Origin of the sequence: Mycobacterium sp. URHD0025, assembly GCF_000426065.1 — a bacterium.
Lineage (GTDB): Bacteria > Actinomycetota > Actinomycetes > Mycobacteriales > Mycobacteriaceae > Mycobacterium.
In genome coordinates this window covers 82,223-98,873 of sequence record NZ_AUEQ01000018.1, presented here as the reverse complement: position 1 = coordinate 98,873, position 16,651 = coordinate 82,223, and the positions used below count along the sequence as shown (strand labels likewise).

Annotated in this window: 16 protein-coding genes; 4 read left to right on the top strand and 12 right to left on the bottom strand. The window is 66.4% G+C overall.

Annotation, left to right across the window (positions count from 1 at the left end; translation table 11 throughout):
• The first annotated feature begins 89 nt into the window (after positions 1 to 89).
• Positions 90 to 1,217 (top strand): glycosyltransferase family 4 protein, encoded by a 1,128-nt coding sequence (locus H977_RS0126175; protein ID WP_029110631.1) that lies wholly within the window; start codon positions 90 to 92, stop codon positions 1,215 to 1,217.
• 23 nt (positions 1,218 to 1,240) lie between these two features.
• On the opposite strand, the gene H977_RS0126170 is transcribed toward H977_RS0126175, so the two are convergent.
• Both H977_RS0126170 and H977_RS0126165 read right to left on the bottom strand, forming a co-directional pair.
• On the bottom strand, positions 1,241 to 2,077 hold the full coding sequence (locus H977_RS0126170) for an alpha/beta fold hydrolase (protein ID WP_029110630.1): 837 nt from the start codon (positions 2,075 to 2,077) through the stop codon (positions 1,241 to 1,243).
• A gap of 55 nt (positions 2,078 to 2,132) precedes the next feature.
• Complete coding sequence (locus H977_RS0126165) at positions 2,133 to 2,957, bottom strand: SDR family oxidoreductase (protein WP_029110629.1); 825 nt, start codon at positions 2,955 to 2,957, stop codon at positions 2,133 to 2,135.
• 82 nt (positions 2,958 to 3,039) lie between these two features.
• Between H977_RS0126165 and H977_RS0126160 the strand changes: the two genes are divergently transcribed.
• Both H977_RS0126160 and H977_RS0126155 read left to right on the top strand, forming a co-directional pair.
• On the top strand, positions 3,040 to 3,729 hold the full coding sequence (locus H977_RS0126160) for a demethylmenaquinone methyltransferase (protein ID WP_029110628.1): 690 nt from the start codon (positions 3,040 to 3,042) through the stop codon (positions 3,727 to 3,729).
• Between the two features lie 119 nt (positions 3,730 to 3,848).
• Positions 3,849 to 4,358, top strand: coding sequence for a hypothetical protein (locus H977_RS0126155; protein WP_029110627.1), 510 nt, complete (start codon positions 3,849 to 3,851; stop codon positions 4,356 to 4,358).
• Between the two features lie 29 nt (positions 4,359 to 4,387).
• Here H977_RS0126155 and H977_RS0126150 read toward each other — a convergent pair whose 3' ends face one another.
• Genes H977_RS0126150 through H977_RS0126105 form a run of 10 tightly spaced genes read right to left on the bottom strand, consistent with a single transcriptional unit; the run spans position 4,388 to position 14,523 of the window.
• Positions 4,388 to 5,293, bottom strand: a complete 906-nt coding sequence (locus H977_RS0126150) for an oxygenase MpaB family protein (RefSeq protein ID WP_029110626.1) — start codon at positions 5,291 to 5,293, stop codon at positions 4,388 to 4,390.
• A gap of 29 nt (positions 5,294 to 5,322) precedes the next feature.
• Positions 5,323 to 5,928, bottom strand: coding sequence for an Rv1363c family protein (locus H977_RS33960; RefSeq protein WP_051289091.1), 606 nt, complete (start codon positions 5,926 to 5,928; stop codon positions 5,323 to 5,325).
• A complete protein-coding gene (locus tag H977_RS0126140) occupies positions 5,925 to 7,148 on the bottom strand; it encodes an MlaD family protein (RefSeq protein WP_029110625.1) in 1,224 nt (407 codons plus the stop codon). Before H977_RS0126140 ends, H977_RS33960 begins: the two co-directional genes overlap by 4 nt.
• Positions 7,145 to 8,212: an MlaD family protein gene (locus H977_RS33955; protein ID WP_051289089.1), complete on the bottom strand. Its 1,068-nt coding sequence runs from the start codon at positions 8,210 to 8,212 to the stop codon at positions 7,145 to 7,147. Before H977_RS33955 ends, H977_RS0126140 begins: the two co-directional genes overlap by 4 nt.
• A 6-nt stretch (positions 8,213 to 8,218) precedes the next feature.
• Positions 8,219 to 9,328 carry an MCE family protein gene (locus tag H977_RS0126130; RefSeq protein WP_029110624.1) on the bottom strand — a complete coding sequence of 370 codons (1,110 nt, stop codon included), beginning with the start codon at positions 9,326 to 9,328 and terminating at the stop codon, positions 8,219 to 8,221.
• Complete coding sequence (locus tag H977_RS0126125) at positions 9,319 to 10,374, bottom strand: MCE family protein (RefSeq protein ID WP_029110623.1); 1,056 nt, start codon at positions 10,372 to 10,374, stop codon at positions 9,319 to 9,321. Before H977_RS0126125 ends, H977_RS0126130 begins: the two co-directional genes overlap by 10 nt.
• Positions 10,375 to 11,427 carry an MCE family protein gene (locus H977_RS0126120; protein WP_029110622.1) on the bottom strand — a complete coding sequence of 351 codons (1,053 nt, stop codon included), beginning with the start codon at positions 11,425 to 11,427 and terminating at the stop codon, positions 10,375 to 10,377.
• Entirely contained in the window at positions 11,424 to 12,860 is a 1,437-nt protein-coding gene (locus tag H977_RS0126115; RefSeq protein WP_051289087.1) for an MCE family protein, read from the bottom strand. Before H977_RS0126115 ends, H977_RS0126120 begins: the two co-directional genes overlap by 4 nt.
• Positions 12,857 to 13,687 (bottom strand): MlaE family ABC transporter permease, encoded by an 831-nt coding sequence (locus tag H977_RS0126110; protein ID WP_051289103.1) that lies wholly within the window; start codon positions 13,685 to 13,687, stop codon positions 12,857 to 12,859. The genes H977_RS0126115 and H977_RS0126110 overlap by 4 nt, the downstream gene beginning before the upstream one ends.
• A gap of 23 nt (positions 13,688 to 13,710) precedes the next feature.
• A complete protein-coding gene (locus H977_RS0126105) occupies positions 13,711 to 14,523 on the bottom strand; it encodes an MlaE family ABC transporter permease (RefSeq protein WP_029110619.1) in 813 nt (270 codons plus the stop codon).
• Between the two features lie 311 nt (positions 14,524 to 14,834).
• On the opposite strand from H977_RS0126105, the gene H977_RS0126100 reads away from it, so the two are divergent.
• The gene (locus H977_RS0126100) at positions 14,835 to 16,628 is read left to right on the top strand and encodes a hydroxysqualene dehydroxylase (protein ID WP_029110618.1); all 1,794 of its coding nucleotides are present in this window, start codon (positions 14,835 to 14,837) and stop codon (positions 16,626 to 16,628) included.
• Positions 16,629 to 16,651: the final 23 nt, after the last annotated feature.

Sequence of the window (16,651 nt, the reverse complement as noted above, 5' to 3'; positions counted from 1 at the left end):
GCGCCAACCCTATCCCCGCGCATCAGGTTTTAGCGTGTCGTATCCCCGGACGCTACCTCGGCGACAGGTCCCGCTGAGACCATCCAGGTGTGCGCGTTGCAATCGTTGCAGAGTCCTTCCTCCCGAATGTCAACGGCGTCACCAACTCGGTGCTTCGGGTGATCGAGCATCTCCGTCGCACCGGTCACGAGGTCCTCGTCATCGCTCCGGACACCCCGCGCGGCCAGCCGCCGGCCGAACGCGTGCATGACGGTGTGCGGGTGCATCGGGTGCCCTCGCGAATGTTTCCCAAAGTGACCTCGTTGCCGCTGGGCGTACCGCGGCCCCGGATCGTGAACGTGCTGCGAGGTTTCGACCCCGACGTCGTGCATCTGGCGTCGCCGGCATTGCTCGGCTGGGGTGGCGTGCATGCCGCCCGTTACCTGGGCGTGCCGACGGTCGCGGTGTTCCAGACCGATGTCGCCGGCTTCGCCGAGAGCTACGGGGTGGGCGTCTTGTCGCGGGTTTCGTGGGCCTGGACGCGGCGCCTGCACAGTAAGGCCGACCGGACCCTGGCGCCGTCCACGTCGGCGATGGAAAACCTTGAGGCACATCGCATTCCCCGTGTCTTCAAGTGGGGGCGTGGGGTCGACATCACCGGGTTCGCGCCGTCGGCCCGTGACGAGCGACTGCGCACCTCGTGGTCGCCGGACGGTAAGCCGATCGTCGGATTCGTGGGGCGGTTGGCGCCGGAGAAGCACGTGGAGCGACTGGCCGCATTGGCCGGGCGCGACGACGTGCAACTGGTGGTGGTGGGCGACGGGGTGGACCGCGACAAGCTCGAAAGAGTCCTGCCCACAGCCATTTTCACCGGTGAACTGCACGGTGAGGCACTGGCGGCGGCCTACGCCAGCATGGACGTGTTCGTCCACCCTGGTGAGCATGAGACGTTCTGCCAGGCCGTGCAGGAGGCGATGGCCTCCGGCCTGCCGGTGATCGCACCCGACGCGGGCGGGCCGAGGGATCTGGTGGCGCCGTACCGCAGCGGGTTGTTGCTTCCGGTCGACGAGTTCGAGTCGGCGCTGCCCGCATCCGTCGAGCACCTGATCGCCGAGCGGGCGCGCTACTCGCTGGCCGCGCGCCGCAGCGTACTGGGCCGCACCTGGCCGGCCATCTGCGACGAGCTGATCGGGCACTACGAGGCGGTGCAGGGTCTCCGGCAGCTGCGCGCCGCCTGAGTTCCCTTCGGCCCCAACGGGTTTCAGGAGCGGATGAACTCCAGCAGATCTGGGTTGATGATGTGGGACTGGGTGGTCGGCATACCGTGCGGGAAGCCTGGGTAGATCTTGAGTGACGAGTTCGGCAGAAGCTTGGCCGACAGTACGCCCGCGTCCGCGTACGGCACGATCTGATCGTCGTCACCGTGCATCACCAACGACGGCACGGTGATCTTCTTGAGGTCTTCGGTGAAGTCCGTCTGTGAGAACGCCACGATGCCGTCGTAGTGGGCCTTGGCGCCGCCCATCATGCCCTGACGCCACCAGTTGGCGATGATCGCTTCACGGTAGGGCTGCGGGATGTCGCCGTTGTCCCGGTTGAATCCGTAGAACGGGCCGGACGGCAGGGCGCGGTAGAACACCGAGCGGTTGGCCGCCAACTGGGCCTGCAGATCATCGAACACCGATTTCGGCAGGCCGCCCGGGTTGGCCTCGGTCTGCACCATCAACGGTGGGACCGAGCTGATCAGCACCGCTTTGGCAGCCCGGCCCAGGCCGTGGCGGGCCAGGTAGCGGGTCAGCTCACCACCGCCGGTCGAGTGCCCGACGTGGATGACGTCGTGCAGATCGAGATGCTCGATCACCGCGGCGAGGTCGTCGGCGTAGTGATCCATGTCGTGGCCGTCGGCCACCTGTTCCGAACGGCCGTGACCGCGCCTGTCGGGTGCGACGACCCGGTAGCCGTGCTGCAGGAAATACAGCATCTGGGTGTCCCAGTCGTCGGCGGACAGGGGCCAACCGTGACTGAACACGATCGGCTGCCCCGAGCCCCAGTCCTTGTAGAAGATCTCGACGTTGTCGGAGGTCGTGATCGTTGGCATGGCTCAACGGTACGCGGATCGGCTGCCCGGCAGACCCGATCTCGCCGAGGAAAATTCAGCCCTGTGCCAGGACCGATACGGGCTGCCACTGCTCCCACGTGGCCAGCCGGCTCTCGTAGTCGGCCTTCGCCAACTGCAGTGGCAGCTCGCCGAAGAACACTCGCAGCGGCGGGTTTTCGGCGTCGACGATCTTGAGCACCGCGTCCGCCGAGGCCTTGGGATCGCCGGGCTTGGCGCTGCGCTGCGCCCTGGCGCGTTGTGCGGCCGCTCGGGCCTCGTCGTAATCCGCAAGCGGGGCAGCGTGTCTGGCCGACGACCCGGCCCAGTCGGTGGAGAACCCACCCGGCTCGATCAATGTCACGTGGACCCCGAAGGGCGCCACCTCCTGGGCCAGCGACTGCGAGAACCCTTCGAGTGCCCACTTGGACGCGTGGTACATGCCGACCAACGGGAACGCGGTGATGCCGCCGATGGACGACACCTGGATGATGTGCCCGCTGCCCTGGGCCCGCAGGTACGGCAGTGCGGCCTGGGTGACCCACAGCGCGCCGAAGACATTCGTCTCGATCTGATCGCGCGCGTCGGCCTCCGACAACTCCTCGATGAACCCGAACTGGCCGTAGCCCGCGTTGTTGACGACGACGTCCAGCCGGCCGAAACGATCGTGGGCTTCTCGGACGGCGGCGAAGTCCGCTTCGCGGTCGGTGACATCCAGCTTGATCGGTAGCAGCGCGTCGCCGTACTTGTCGGCCAGGTCGGCCAAGGTCGCGGTGTCCCGCGCGGTGGCGGCCACCTTGTCGCCGCGCTCCAGGGCCGCGAGCGCCCACTCCCGTCCGAAGCCTCGTGATGCGCCGGTGATGAACCACACTTTTTCGCTCATGATCTGGAACAAGTCATCGTGGCGGGCGCCAATTCCCGGTCGCGGAAAGTTCACAGCGATCGCTACGGGTAGCGTCGGCGGCGTGAGTCGAGCGAGCCTGGAGAAGAACCCCCACGAAGTGGCATCGATGTTCGATGCCGTGGCGCGGCGCTACGACCTGACCAATACGGTGCTGTCGCTCGGGCAGGACCGGTTCTGGCGCCGGCAGACACGTGCTGCGCTCGGGATCGGCCCCGGCGACAAGGTGCTGGACCTGGCCGCGGGCACCGCGGTGTCGACGGTCGAGCTGGCGACGTCGGGTGCCTGGTGTGTGGCCGCGGATTTCTCGGTGGGCATGCTCGCCGCGGGAGCGTCCCGCCCGGTGCCCAAGGTGGGCGCCGACGCCACCCGGCTGCCGTTCGCCGACGGGGTGTTCGACGCGGTCACCATCAGCTTCGGGCTGCGCAACGTGGTCGACCATGTCGCAGGCCTTCGCGAGATGGCCCGGGTGACCCGGCCCGGCGGACGGCTGGTGGTGTGCGAGTTCTCGACGCCGTCCAACCGGGCGTTCGCCACGCTGTACAAGGAGTACCTGATGCAGGCGCTGCCGCGGATCGCCACCGCGGTGTCGAGCAACCCCGATGCCTACGTATATCTGGCCGAGTCGATCCGGGCCTGGCCGGATCAGGCCGAGCTGGCTCGGCGCATCGGTGAGGCCGGCTGGTCACACGTCAAGTGGCGCAATCTGACCGGTGGCATCGTGGCGCTGCACGCGGCGACCAAGCCGGAGTAGCGCGGGGCCGCACCGCGCGGTGTAGCCCGCCCTCGCGGTGGAAAATCAGGTACTCGACTACCTGAGACTTTCCCGGTTCACCAGCCATACCCTTCGATCACGTCCACGAGGGGGAGAAGATGGCTGGAATCATCACGCCGGAATCGTTTGAGACCGAAGAGATCATGAACATTCCGGTGGCGAGCAGCGGAACCCAGTGCCGGGTCATCTCCGGTTACGCCAATTTCTTCGACAAGGGCAACACCAATGTGTACGGCGCGCCGATCGGGCTCGGACCGCCCCCGGGAAGTGATGTCCTGGACCCACTCCCGCTCAGTGGCGACTTCTATCCGAACGACGACGACAAGACGTGGAGGACTCACGAGGTCCACATGGAGGTCGGTCCTCCGTGGCGGAGCGTGCGCGACGTTTCGCCGATCGTCGCTGTCGCGGGATTCTCGTTCAAGGACAATGATTCGGCCGATGCGTCGGGAACCGAGATCCGCAGCTGCACATGGGACACGGTCGGGTTGACCGGCGACCAGAGCAACATGGAACGCATCCGTCTCAAGGTCGACGTCCGAATGTGTGGTGGCGCGGACTATTCGATCATCAAGCTGGCGTATCACCTGGTGGCCGTGGGTCGATAGGGCCGATCGTCGCGTTGGCGGCCCAGCCGTCAGATCAGCGCCTTCTTGCGGCGGATCCGTCGGCGCACATCCTTCATCAGCACCGCGTAGTTACCGGTGCGCAGTGATTTGGGCAGAAATCGGTTGACGACCGCGACGAACAGGAACAAGTGCTCGAAGCGGCGCCGATCGGTATCGGTCCACTCCAGTTCCATCGCATCGCGGAACACCGGGGCCAAGAACCCGATGGTCAGAAACCGCAGCAGCGGAGCGAGGATGATCCGCATCGGCCAGTTGATCATCCTCAATTCCACGAGCACCATGAGGTATTCGCGTACGAAGGGGGTCATCTGCACGCGCTCGCAAGCGGTGTTCCAGTACGCATCGAAGTCGGCCCGGGTGGCGGGCCATTGCTCTTCGAGCACCTGCAGCGTGGTGCCGATCGTCATGGCGCTCTGGTAGAAGCCTTCGGCCTGTTCGTCGGTCATCTTGCCGTACAGCAGTTGGTGCGTGTCCTCGTAGAAGATGAACAGGCAGGCCGCCACCCACAATTGCAGCTCACGGTTGAACGCGTTGTACTTGACGGGGCTGTCCTCGGTGGACCGGACCTGCCGGTGAGCCACGTTGACCGCCTCGCGGTAGGCGGCCCGTTCCTCGTCGGTGCCGAGGATCGCGACGGTCAGGTACTGAGCGGTGGTGCGTAGCCGCTTCCACGGGTGGTGCACCAAACTTCCCGATTCGACCCGGCTTTCGGCCACGCCGTAGCCGACCTCGGGCCAGCTCATCTGCATGATGACGTTGGCCGCCGCGCCGGCCGCCGACCAGAAGTCCAGGGCGTCGGTGAGGTCGACATCCTTCTTGCGGATCCACCGCGGAATCTGCTGCGTGATGGTGATCCGGGTCTCGGCGGTGCTCAACCTGGGCTCGGCGGCCAGATCGAGGTAAGTGGCGGGCATGGCACTCCTTACGTGGCGTGAACAGGGAACTACACGGTCTGTACGTCGTCGACGATCCAGTGGTCGCCGCTGCGCACGAGCTTGACCACCATCCGGTACTTCTGGTTGGTGCCTTGTGGCGCTGTCACATTGGTGACATGTTGATCGACGAACGCGACGACGGTTGCGGTGTCGCCGTCGAGCGAGTCGACGACCACGTGATCGGCCGTTGCCGTCGCGACGCCCTTGCTGGTCACCACGATGTCGCGAAGCGCCTTGACCATCTCGTCGTACTTGGCCGCGAACCCGGGGGTGGAGTTGGCGACGATGTGGTCGCGGTTGGCGTCCATCTTCTGGTAGTCGAATGCGGCCATCGCCACCAGATAGTCACGCGACATCTGCACGGCCTCGGTGCGCCGTGCCCCGTCCTGGCGGTGGTGGAACTCGCTGATCGACAACAGCACCAGAGCCACCGTGGCGGCGACAGCGACCAGCGCCAGCAGGCCCGCCACCAGTCGGCGTTTGAGGCGCGCGGGCGGGGTGGGCTCGGGCTCGGGGTCTACCTGAGCGTCGAGTTCACCGGCTTCGTCTTCAGAGGGATCCTCCAATGTCAGAACGGCTTCGCCTGCCTGGCCGTCATCATCGGAATTGCTCACTGCGGGCCACCTTTCAGGATGCTGCGCCACTTGTAGGCCAGCTCGGCCAGGGTCGGGATCTTGACCGGATCGTTGACCACCTCAGGTCCGATCGGATATCCGGGGGTCTGTGAGTTCCGCAGGCCGAGATCATTGGGGCGGGGTGCGTTGACCGCGCCCCGCATGAGCATGTCGGGTGCCGGCGGGCAGTACATCACCAAGTTGGGTTCGGTCGGGCTGACGTCGCCGATGGCTCGCCGGTCCACGTCGTAGTTGCACACCGGTCCCTGGGTGGCGATCAGCGAGAAGTCCGCCCGCGTCTGGCCGGTGGCGTCGACCTTGACGATCGAGGTCAGATCCTGCAGCCCCTTGGGGATCGTGGACAGACCGGTCTGCAGTGAGTCGGTGCGGTCCCCGATGATCGGGGTGACGGTCGCCAGGTTGGCCAGGGTGGCGCCGAAGGTGCCCTGATAGGTGTCGAGGACCCGTTGCAGGGACTTCAGCGCCCCCGGTGACCGGTCGGTCAGGTACAGGAACGCCGGGCCGCTGCCGTCGAGCTGATTGGCCAGCCGTGCACTGGCGCCCATGCCGCGCACAAACGCGTCGCCCTGGCCGGCCATGGTGGTGACCAGCGCCGCGGTGCCCTCGATGAGCGGCTGTAGTTGGCCGGTCTGGTTGCGGATGCGGCTGGACATGTCCGACGCGTTGTCGATCAGCATGGCCAGGTCGGGCCCCAACCCCTCGAAGGCGTTCGACAATTCGGTGCCGACGTCCCGAACCGCCCGGGTGTCAATGCCTTTCACCAGGTGCGCGGTGTCGCCCATGATCCGGTCCATCTGGATGGGCTGGCGGTCGGCCGGTGCGGCGATGGTGTCCCCTGATGCCAGATACGGCCCGCCATCGGACTGCGGCATGATGTCGACGCTCTGGATTCCCGCGGCCGTGCCCATCCCGACCGTCAGGAGCGCGTCACGGGGAATGCGGGTGTCCGCGTCGATCGCCAACCGCACCATCGCGGTGCCGTCGGGGGCCAGCCACACGTCGTCGACGGTGCCGACCTGTACTCCGCGCACGGTGACGCTGGTACCGGCGGTCAGTCCGAATGCGTCGGACATCGTCGCGGTCAGGGTCATCGGTGTCCGGAAGCCTTGCGGCCCGGCCACATAGCGAATGCCGAACGGGATGACGATCACGGCGATCGCCGCGAAGATCGCCAGCTGAACCACTACCAGGCGCCTCAATTCAGACCTCCCGACAAGAACCCCTCCAGGGCGACATCACCGGTGATCGGCGTGCCGTTCACGATCAAACCTCCGGTGAGGAGTTTGTCGATGGTGCCCGGAATATCCAGGGCGCCATCGAACATCAGGTAGTCGCCGTGCACCGATCTGCCGAATTTCTCGAGGAAGGTGTTCATCGCGGTGAGCATCCCGCCGAGCCGGTCGTTGAACGTGCCCATCATTCCGACGACGGTGTCTGCGTCGGTCACCATGGCGTCGAGGTCGGTCGAGGACAGCACGCTGTTGGCGGTGGCGGCCAGCGCGGTGGTCGAGGAGAACAGCGTCCTCAGCTTCTCGCGCTGCACATCGAGCATGGCCACCACCTTGGGCACCGCATCCAGGTAGCCGGCCACGGTTTTCTGCTGGTGGCCGAACTGCCCGGCGATGTCGGCGGCCAGGCTCATCGCCTGATCGAACTCGCCCTGGTGTTCGGACGCCTTGGCGGCCAGCAACGACATCGATTCGATCAGTCCGCGCACCTTGTCGGCCCGTCCGGCGAAGGCCTTGTCCAGTTCGGTGACGATCGTGGCCAGCTGATCGACGCCGCTGCGGGACAGCAACGCCCCGAATGTGGCCAGCGCACTCTCGATCTGCGGACCGAGCTCGGTGTGGCTGGGTGGGATCACGTCGCCGTCGCGCAGCGCCCGCTGAGGTGCGGGCTGCGGGCTGCTGAGCCGGACGAACGGGTTGCCCAGTGCGGACGGCAATTCCACGCTGGCCACGGTTCCGGAATCCAGACCGCCGGCGTCGGCAAGGCTCAGCCGGACCGAGGCTCCTGAGGCGTCCAGGCTCATCCCGCTGACCCGGCCCACCACCTTCTGCCCGTTGCGGACGTCGGCGCCGATGGTGATGCCGTCGGCAGTGGGCAGTACCACGGTGACGGCCATGGTGTCGGTCGGGGAGGTGCGGCCCAGCGGAAGATCCTGAATGCCCACCTCGAAAATGCTGTCGCTCAACGCCCATACGCTCACGGCGGCGACGACCACCGCGCATCCGGCGAGCGTGCGGGGCAGGGATCTACGCATGGCCGGTCACCTCGGGTACTTCGGGTTGGACGGCGGGGCGTTGCCCGTGACGGCGGAGACGATGCCCAGCGGGTCCGAGCGACTGATCGGGTACGAGATCGGGTTGGTGATCCCCGCGCCCACACACATCGGGAGCATGTTGCGGTCGCAGAAGTTCTGGGCGGCGGCGAACTGGGTCAGCACCGTGGAGACGTTCAACCGGATCCGGCCGCGCCGGTCGGGGCCGATGGTGTTGGACAGGTTCTGCATCATCAGCGGCACCAGATCCATGAACTCGGCGAGCTCGGGTTGCTTGGCGGTCAGGACGTCGCCGACGGCGTTGAGGTTGGCCGCGATGGTGCCGAGGTCGTCGCCGTGCTGGGCGACGAACGTGTCGACCTGGTCGAGCACCACCTTGAGATCGGCCATGGGCTGGGCGATGTCGACGTTTGCGTCAGCCCAACTGCCGCCGACCTGGCCGAGTTCGTCGACCATCTGGTTCAGTGACACCTGCCGCTGGTTGAACGCCGCCATCAGTGTGCTGAGGTTGTCGACCACCGCGCCGATGTCCTCGGCCCTGGCGCCGAGCACGCCACTGGCCGCGCTGAGGTTCCGCATCGCCGAGTTGAACAGCTTGCCCTGATCGCGCCACTGGTCGGCGCCGCGGGTCAGCACAGCCCCGATGTCGCCCTGCTGCGGACCGATCGCCGAGGTCAGTGTGCTCAGGCTGCCCAGCATGCTGTCGAAGGTGATCGGGGAGTGGCTGTGATCGGCTCCGATGATGTGCCCGTCGGCCAGGGTGGGTCCCGTCCCGCTGTAGGCCGGGCCGAGTTCGACACTGCGGTCACTGATCAGTGCCGGGCTCACCACATAGGCGTCGGGTTCGGCGGGCAGTGCGACGTCGTCGGGCAGGGTCATGGTGACCCGCACCGTGGTGCCCTGGGGCGTCACCGCGGTGACCCTGCCCACCGGTACCCCGAGGACGGTGACCTTGCTGCCCGGATAGATGCCGTTGATGTAGCCGAAGTCGGCATGCACGGTGCGGGCCCGGTCGGTGCGGCCGAACACGTACCAGCCACCGGCGCCCAGGCATAGGGCGACGATGAGCAGCATCGAAATCTGTCGCCTCATCGGCATTCCCGCTGAACGTTGAGGAAGCACAACAGGTTGTCGGGCATCACCACCGACGGTGAGTTCACGTCGGCCCAGTTGCCGTTGCCGGTGGAGTTGGTGACGGCACGGATCGCCGGCGGCATCTTGAGCAGGGTTTGGTCGATCTTGTCCACGTTGGCTTTCAGGGTGCGGGTGACCGTGGTGAGGCCGGCGATCAGATTGCCGAAATCGGCCTGTTTCTCGGTGTAGATCGTGGCCAGGTGCCGCATGATCGCCGTCAGGTTGGTGACGATGTCGGTCAGAGCCTGGCGGCGCGCGGCCAGTGAGGCCACGATGTACTGAGCGTTGGCGGCGGTGTCGGCCAGTGAATCGGTCTGGTGCGACAGCATTTCCGCCATCGAGCGGCTGATCCGCAGGATTTCGTCGATCTTGTCGCCGTTGTCGGCGAATGCCGAACTGGCGGCACTGATCCCGGCCAGTGCCTGGCCGAGTTCGGTGCTGTTGCCCGGCATGGTCTCGGCCAGAGTGTTCATCATCGCCGTCAGCGGCTGCCGGTCCACGTGCTCGGCGGTGTCGGCGGCCTTGCGCCCCACCTCGTCGAGGCTGTAGGGGACTGTGGTGCGCGACAACGGGATGACGTTGGAATCCAGACCATTGATCGTTCCGGCCGGCATGACGTCGAGGAACCGCTTGCCCAGTACGGTGCGCAGCCGCACGGTGACCGTGGTGCGGTTGCCCAGGGCCTGGGCTTTGTCCATCCGGAAGCCGACCCGCACGCGGTCACCGGCCAATGCCACATCTTCCACGCGCCCGGCCGGCACCCCGGCGACGTACACGGGGTCGCCACCGGAAAGGCCGCTGGCGTTGGCGAGTTCGGCGGCATACGCGTTGGTCCGCACGTGGTAGACGGCACGGGGAATCCCGATCGAGGTCACCATGATGGCGACCAGGGTGACGGTGCCGAACATGCCGAGTGCCAAGGGGATTGACGGGTTGTGCTTGCGTTGATCCTTCACGAAGAGGAAGATCACCGCGCCGACGAAGAGGTCGATCAGTTTGACGAGGAACATCTACAGACACACCTCGGAATGTCGGCTGCCGAAGATGTTGGCTTCGTGGCTACGGATCTTGAGCGTGAAGTTGCACAGGTACAGGCTGACGAAACCGCCGTAGCTGGACGCCCGGTTGATCGCGTCGCCGAACTCGGGAAGCCGGGCCAGCAGCGTGGTGAATTCCTCGGTGCTGGGTTGCCAGGTCTGTAGCATGCCGTTGAGGTTGGTGATGGTTTCTCCGTAAGCGGCGCTGGAGTTTTCGACCGTGTTGGCCAGGGTGGCCAGCACGGCGTTGCCCTGGTCGATGAGCATCTCGAACTGCCGGTCGCCGGAGGTCACCGCGGCGCTGAGCCGGTTGAGCCCGTGCAGCATCTCTTCCAGTTGGGGTTGGTGGGTGTTCATGGTGCGCATCAGGATCGACATGTTGTCGATCAGCTGGGTGAATATCCCTGCGTTGTTGCTCAAACTCGATGTCATGGCGGCGATCTGGGTGAGCAGCGTCGTCAGCGTCTGCGCCTGGCCGCTGAAGGTCTCGACGAATCCCCGGGTGAGGGTGTTGACCTGTTCTGGTGCCAGCGCGTCGAACAGCGGCTTGAAACCGTTGAGCAGTGCGGTCAGATCCACCGCGGGCGAGGTTCGGGCCAGTGGGATCACTCCACCGGCGGCCAGTCGCGCGGGCGGTTCGCCGGTGGAGACGTCCATGATGGCGCCACCGGGGTCGGACAGCGCCACATAGCGGGCCCCTAGCATGTCGCCGTAGCGCACCGCCGCGGTGACATTGCTGGTCAGGGTGAAATCGGAGTTGACCTCGATGTCGACGTCGGCCCGGCTGGTGCCGTCGGGATTGGGCGCGAACCGGATCGAATCCACACGCCCGATCCGAATGCCGTTCATGCTCACCGGGTTTCCGACATTGAGTCCCTCGACGCTGGTGAACTGCGCCTGGTAGGTCACGGTGCTACCGCGGACCGGAACCGACAGGGTGTTGATCACCAACACCGCGCTCAGTACACCCGCAGTGCAGAACGCGCCCAGTCTGGCCCACGACTGCCACCGACCGTTGCGGTTCATGAGACCCGCACTTCCGTGCCGCGCACCAGCGGGCCCAGCATCAGCACGGTGGCGATGTTCGGACGTCCCGACGGACCACCGGCCGGGGGCACCAGTTCGTCCTGCAACACGGCGAGGGCGTGGGCCTGGCCTTCGGCGTCGACGACTGCCCCTGCGGGCGCGGCCTCGGTGATGGTTGACGCCGGTGCGGCGCCGGGACCCGGAACATCTGGCGCCGGAACCGGTCCGGGTTCGGTGGGCATCGGCGCCGACTGCGGCAGGCCGGGCCCCGGAGGAAGCGAGGAGTGTGTCGGCATATGCGGTGCCGGCGGAGTGAACGGCGTGATGGGGAGGTCGGCGGCCGGCCGGGACAGCACGTCTTCCGGCTGCGTCGGCACCTCACCGGACGGTGCCGATTCCGCGCAGCGGGCGCCCTCTGTGTCGGCGTACACCGGACAGTCCTGCAGCGAGTACGGCATCGGGCCGGCGAACGTCGCGACCGCGGTGATGCTGAACTTGCCGGTCGCGAACACCTTGGCGCCGGCCTCACCGAACGACTGCGCGCCGGCCAGGGTGTCGACCAATCCCAAAGGCTGGGCGGCGGTGGTGGCCATGATCTTGCCCGCCGAGTCCACGACGGTGATCAACTGTTCGCGGTGATCGGACATGAACGAGGTGAGCACCGACGAGAACCGGGCGAAACCGTCCATGGCCGAGGCGAACTTCTTCTGGTCGTCGACCATCCGGTTGGACACCGACGTCGCCGCCGACAGCGTCGAGATGATGTCCGGGGTGGCGGTGTTCAGCGAGGTCATCACATCCCGGAATTGCGGTGTGGTGTCGAGGAATCGCACCAGCGACGGGGTCAGCACGTCCGCGCTCGCGCTGAGGTTGTCGATCGTGGTGCCCAATTCGGTGCCGCGGTTGCGCAGCGACTGGCCGATGGCCGTGAGCGCGGTCTGCATGCGCTCGGGTTTGATCTGGGAGAACAGGTCGACGATCTTGGTGAACACGTCGTAGAGGGCCATCGCGTCCGGGCTGTCGTCGATCTCCACGGTGTCACCGGGTCTCAGGCCCGTCGCCGCGCGGTGCCCTTGCGGGTCGACGAGCTGCAGGTAGATGTCGCCGAAGAAGGTGCGTGGCACGATCCGCGCGACAGCGGAAGACGGGATGATGCCGAGGCTGTCGGGTTCGATGGCCAGCCGGACCCGGGACGTGCGGGTGCCCGATTCGATGTCGGCGATGCGTCCGACGTTGACGCCGTGGTAGCGGACCGGGGAGCCGCCGGTGATCAGCCCGGCGGACACCGGAACTCCGACGAACACGTCGGCGCTGCGGTCCAGATGTCCCGAGGCCCGGGCCACCAGGACGACCGCCACCGCCACGGCCACGGTTGCCGCGGCCAGGCCGCGCAGTGCCAGACGGGCCCGGCCGGGCTCGGTGCGCCGCTTCACATTCCCATCCCGGGGATCTCGGGAACCAGGCCCCACAGCGCGAAGGTCAGCAGCACGTCGAGGATGCCGACGGCCAGGATCGCAGTGCGCAGGGCGCGGCCGGCGGCCTGTCCCACCCCGGCAGGCCCGCCCGAGGCGAAGTAGCCGTAGGTGCAGTGCACCAACGCCACCACGATGGCGAAGACGATCGCCTTGATCCCGGAGTAGAGCAGATCGCGCGGGCCCAGAGCCAGGTGGAAGAAGTAGTCGTAGGTGCCGGGGGAGGCGCCGTTGAAGATCACCACCACGGTGCGGGTGGACAGATAACTCGCCAGCAGCCCGATCATGTAGATCGGGATGACGCAGACGACGGAGGCCACCACCCGGGTGCCCACCAGGTAGGGAATGGAGCGCAGTGCCATGGCGTCGATGGCATCGATCTCATCGGAGATCCGCATGGCACCGATCTGGGCGGTGAAGCCTGTTCCGACCTTGGCCGCCAACGCGATTGCCACGACGACGGGTGCGAGTTCGCGGGTGTTGGCGATCGCGGCGAGCATGCCCGAGAGCGTGTTCATCCCCACCAGGTCCAGGCCGCGCTGGGTCTCGACGCCCAGCATCATGGCCGCGGCCAGTGACATGGCGAACACGATGCCGATGGTTCCACCGCCGGACAGCAGTGAGCTGGTGCCGAAGGTGACCTCGCCGATCTGGCCGAGAGTGTGCTTGCGGTAACGCACCAGGGCGTACGGCAGGGACGCGAGGACCTTCGCGTAGAAGGTGACGTGCTGGCCGGCGACGGCGAGGGCGTCGTACCCGGCGACCGCCGGCCGCGAAATCCGGTGCAGAGCAGCACTGCCGGCGATGGCGGTCACCGGTAGCTGCCCACAGCCGGAACCACCACGGTGTACAGCGCCGACATGGTGGTGTTGAGGACGAAGACCAGGGCGAAGGCCAGCACCACGGCCTCGTTCACCGCGTTGGCCACGCCGCCCGCCCCGCCCTTGGCGTGCAGGCCCTTGAACGTGGCGACCAGGGTCGCGGTGAGGCCGAACACCGCTGACTTGATCAGGGCCATAACGAAATCCGACACCTGACCGTATTGACTGAAGGTGGCCAGGAACGTTCCGGCGGGCAGGTGCTGCACGCTGATGTGGTACAGGTAGCAGGCCATCACGCCGCCGAAAGTCACGATGGAGCACAGGGCCAGGGCCACGATGACGGCGGCGACCACACGTGGCGCGACGAGCCGCTCGATCACGTCGAGGCCCATGACCTCCATGGCATCGATCTCCTCGCGGATGGTGCGCGATCCCAGGTCGGTGCAGATCGCCGAGCCGGCGACACCGGCCATCATCAAGGCGCACACCAGGGCCGCGGCCTGACCGACGATGATGAATGCCACCACCGCGCCCGAGTAGCCACCGGCGCCGATGCGTCCGGCCAATTCGCCGACCGACACTGCGATGAACACGCCGATGGGCATCATCAGCAACAGGGCGGGCCCGGTACACACCCGGCCGATGAACAGGGTCTGCGTGACGACCTCGTCGAGTACCAGACGCCGGCGGACCAACGCGGTGACAACGCTGACGAGCGCCTGCACCGAAAAGCCGAGCACGTAGCCGCCCTGGACCAGGACGTCCCGTACCGGGCCCTTGGATGCTGGTAGCTCGTAGGTCATCGAGTTCCTTCCGCGCGGTCGTTCCATGCGCGGGGCCGCCCGGCGGATACCGGTTGTGCGGAGCACTTTCGACCCCCCGGTCGTCTGTGGAGCATGTCACATTTCGTGACATGTCCGCAAGAATTAAGTGAATGAGCATTCTCGAGTCCCATGGAGATGTTCTCTGAGGTCCAGAGCCATTCCGGCCATCAGTTTGTGACCGGTTACTCGACACCCGTCAACTCCATTCCGCTCGGCGTGTCAGCCCGGCACGGCGAAGAATCGCGATTAACTTATCGCCCCAGGGGTTGCCGAGCTGAGGTGGTGTCGGTATGTCGGGTGGGGTCGGGGAACGTCACATTTCACGTCGGTCGTTTCTGGCGGGCACGGCGGGGGTGGCCACCGCGGGGATGGCCACTGCGGCGCTGAGCGGGCCGGGACCAGCGCGCGCCGCTCCGGGGTCGACGGTCGCGATATTCGGCGCCGGGGTGGCCGGCCTGACCGCCGCGCACGAACTGGCCGAGCGCGGGTATCGCGTCACGGTGTTCGAACGAAAGGCGTTGGGCGGCAAGGCACGCTCGATCCCGGCGCCGTCCGCGTCGGGGAGCCCGTTGCCGGCCGAACACGGCTTCCGGTTCTTCCCGGGCTTCTATCGCAACGTCACCGACACCATGCGGCGGATACCGTTCGCCGGCAACACCTTCGGAGTCTGGCAGAACCTGACCCGGGCCACGGCGTATCTGCACTCGGGGCTGGGGCGGGCGGATCTGACCATCCCGCTGCCGTTTCCGATTCCCACGCTGCCCAATCCGATCACACCGAAGGCGTTCATCGAATCGGTGGCCGCGGTGTTCCAGACGTTGCTGCGGCTGCCTCCGTTGGAGGCGGTGTACGCCGCGCAGAAACTCGCGGTGTACGTGACCAGTTGCGACGAGCGCAAACTCGGCCAGTGGGACAACATGACCTGGGAGAAATACATCGGGGCGGACCACAAGAGCAAGGAGTACAACCGATACCTGGCCGACGGCATCATCCGCAACCTGGCCGCCTCCAAGTCCAGGGACGCCAGCGCACATTCGATCGGCCTGGTCGGGGAGGCCTCGATCTGGTCGATCCTGCTGTTGGGCAACGACATCGACAACAAGGGATTCGACCGGGTGCTCAACGGCCCAACCAGCCTGCAATGGCTGGATCCCTGGGTGGCGCACCTGCAGTCGCTGGGAGTGACGTTCCGCGTCGGGCAGGCGTTGGCCCGGCTCACCCCCAACGGGCGCCACATCGCCTCTGCCACAGTCGTGGACGGTAATGGGGTGGCCCAGCCGGTGGTTGCCGACTGGTACATCTCAGCGGTGCCGTGTGAGAAGTTGGCGGCGGTGCTCACCCCCGATGTCATCGCCGCAGATCCCAAGCTGGCCACGGTGGCCGCGCTGCGCACCGAGTGGATGAACGGTCTGATGTTCTTTCTGCGAGAACGCGTCGATGTCACCAAAGGCCACGTCAACTATGTCGACTCCGGTTGGGGGCTCACCTCCATCAGTGAGGCGCAGTTCTGGAAGCGACCGCTGACGTCCTATGGGGACGGAACCGTCAAAGACTGTCTGTCGGCGATCATCTCCGACTGGAGCACCCCGGGTAATTTCAACGGGCTCAGCGCCCGGCAGTGCACGCCACCGCAGATCGCGGCCGAGGCCTGGCATCAGATCAAGGCCCACCTCAACGACACCAGCATCGTGGTCACCGACGCGATGGTGCACTCGTGGTTTCTCGACCCGTCGATCATCGACTCCGGCACGCCCAACGTGCGCAACGACGAGCCGCTGTTCATCCAGGACCCGGGTTCGTGGGCACGCAGGCCGGAGGCGACGACCGGGATCGACAATCTGTTCCTGGCCGGCGAGTGGATCAAGACCGACCAGAACGTCACGACGATGGAGGGCGCCAACGAGGGCGGCCGCTACGCCGCCAACGGGGTGCTGATGGCGTCGGGCTACCAAGGGCCGAAGGTGAAGATCGTCGAGCTGTTCCAGGCGCCGTGGTGGGGCCCGTTCAAGGCCGCCGACAAGGCTCGGTACCGGGCCAAGCTGCCCAACGCGCTCGACATCGCCGATACCCGGTGGCCGACCTGACCTGCTCAGATGAAAACCGTTCC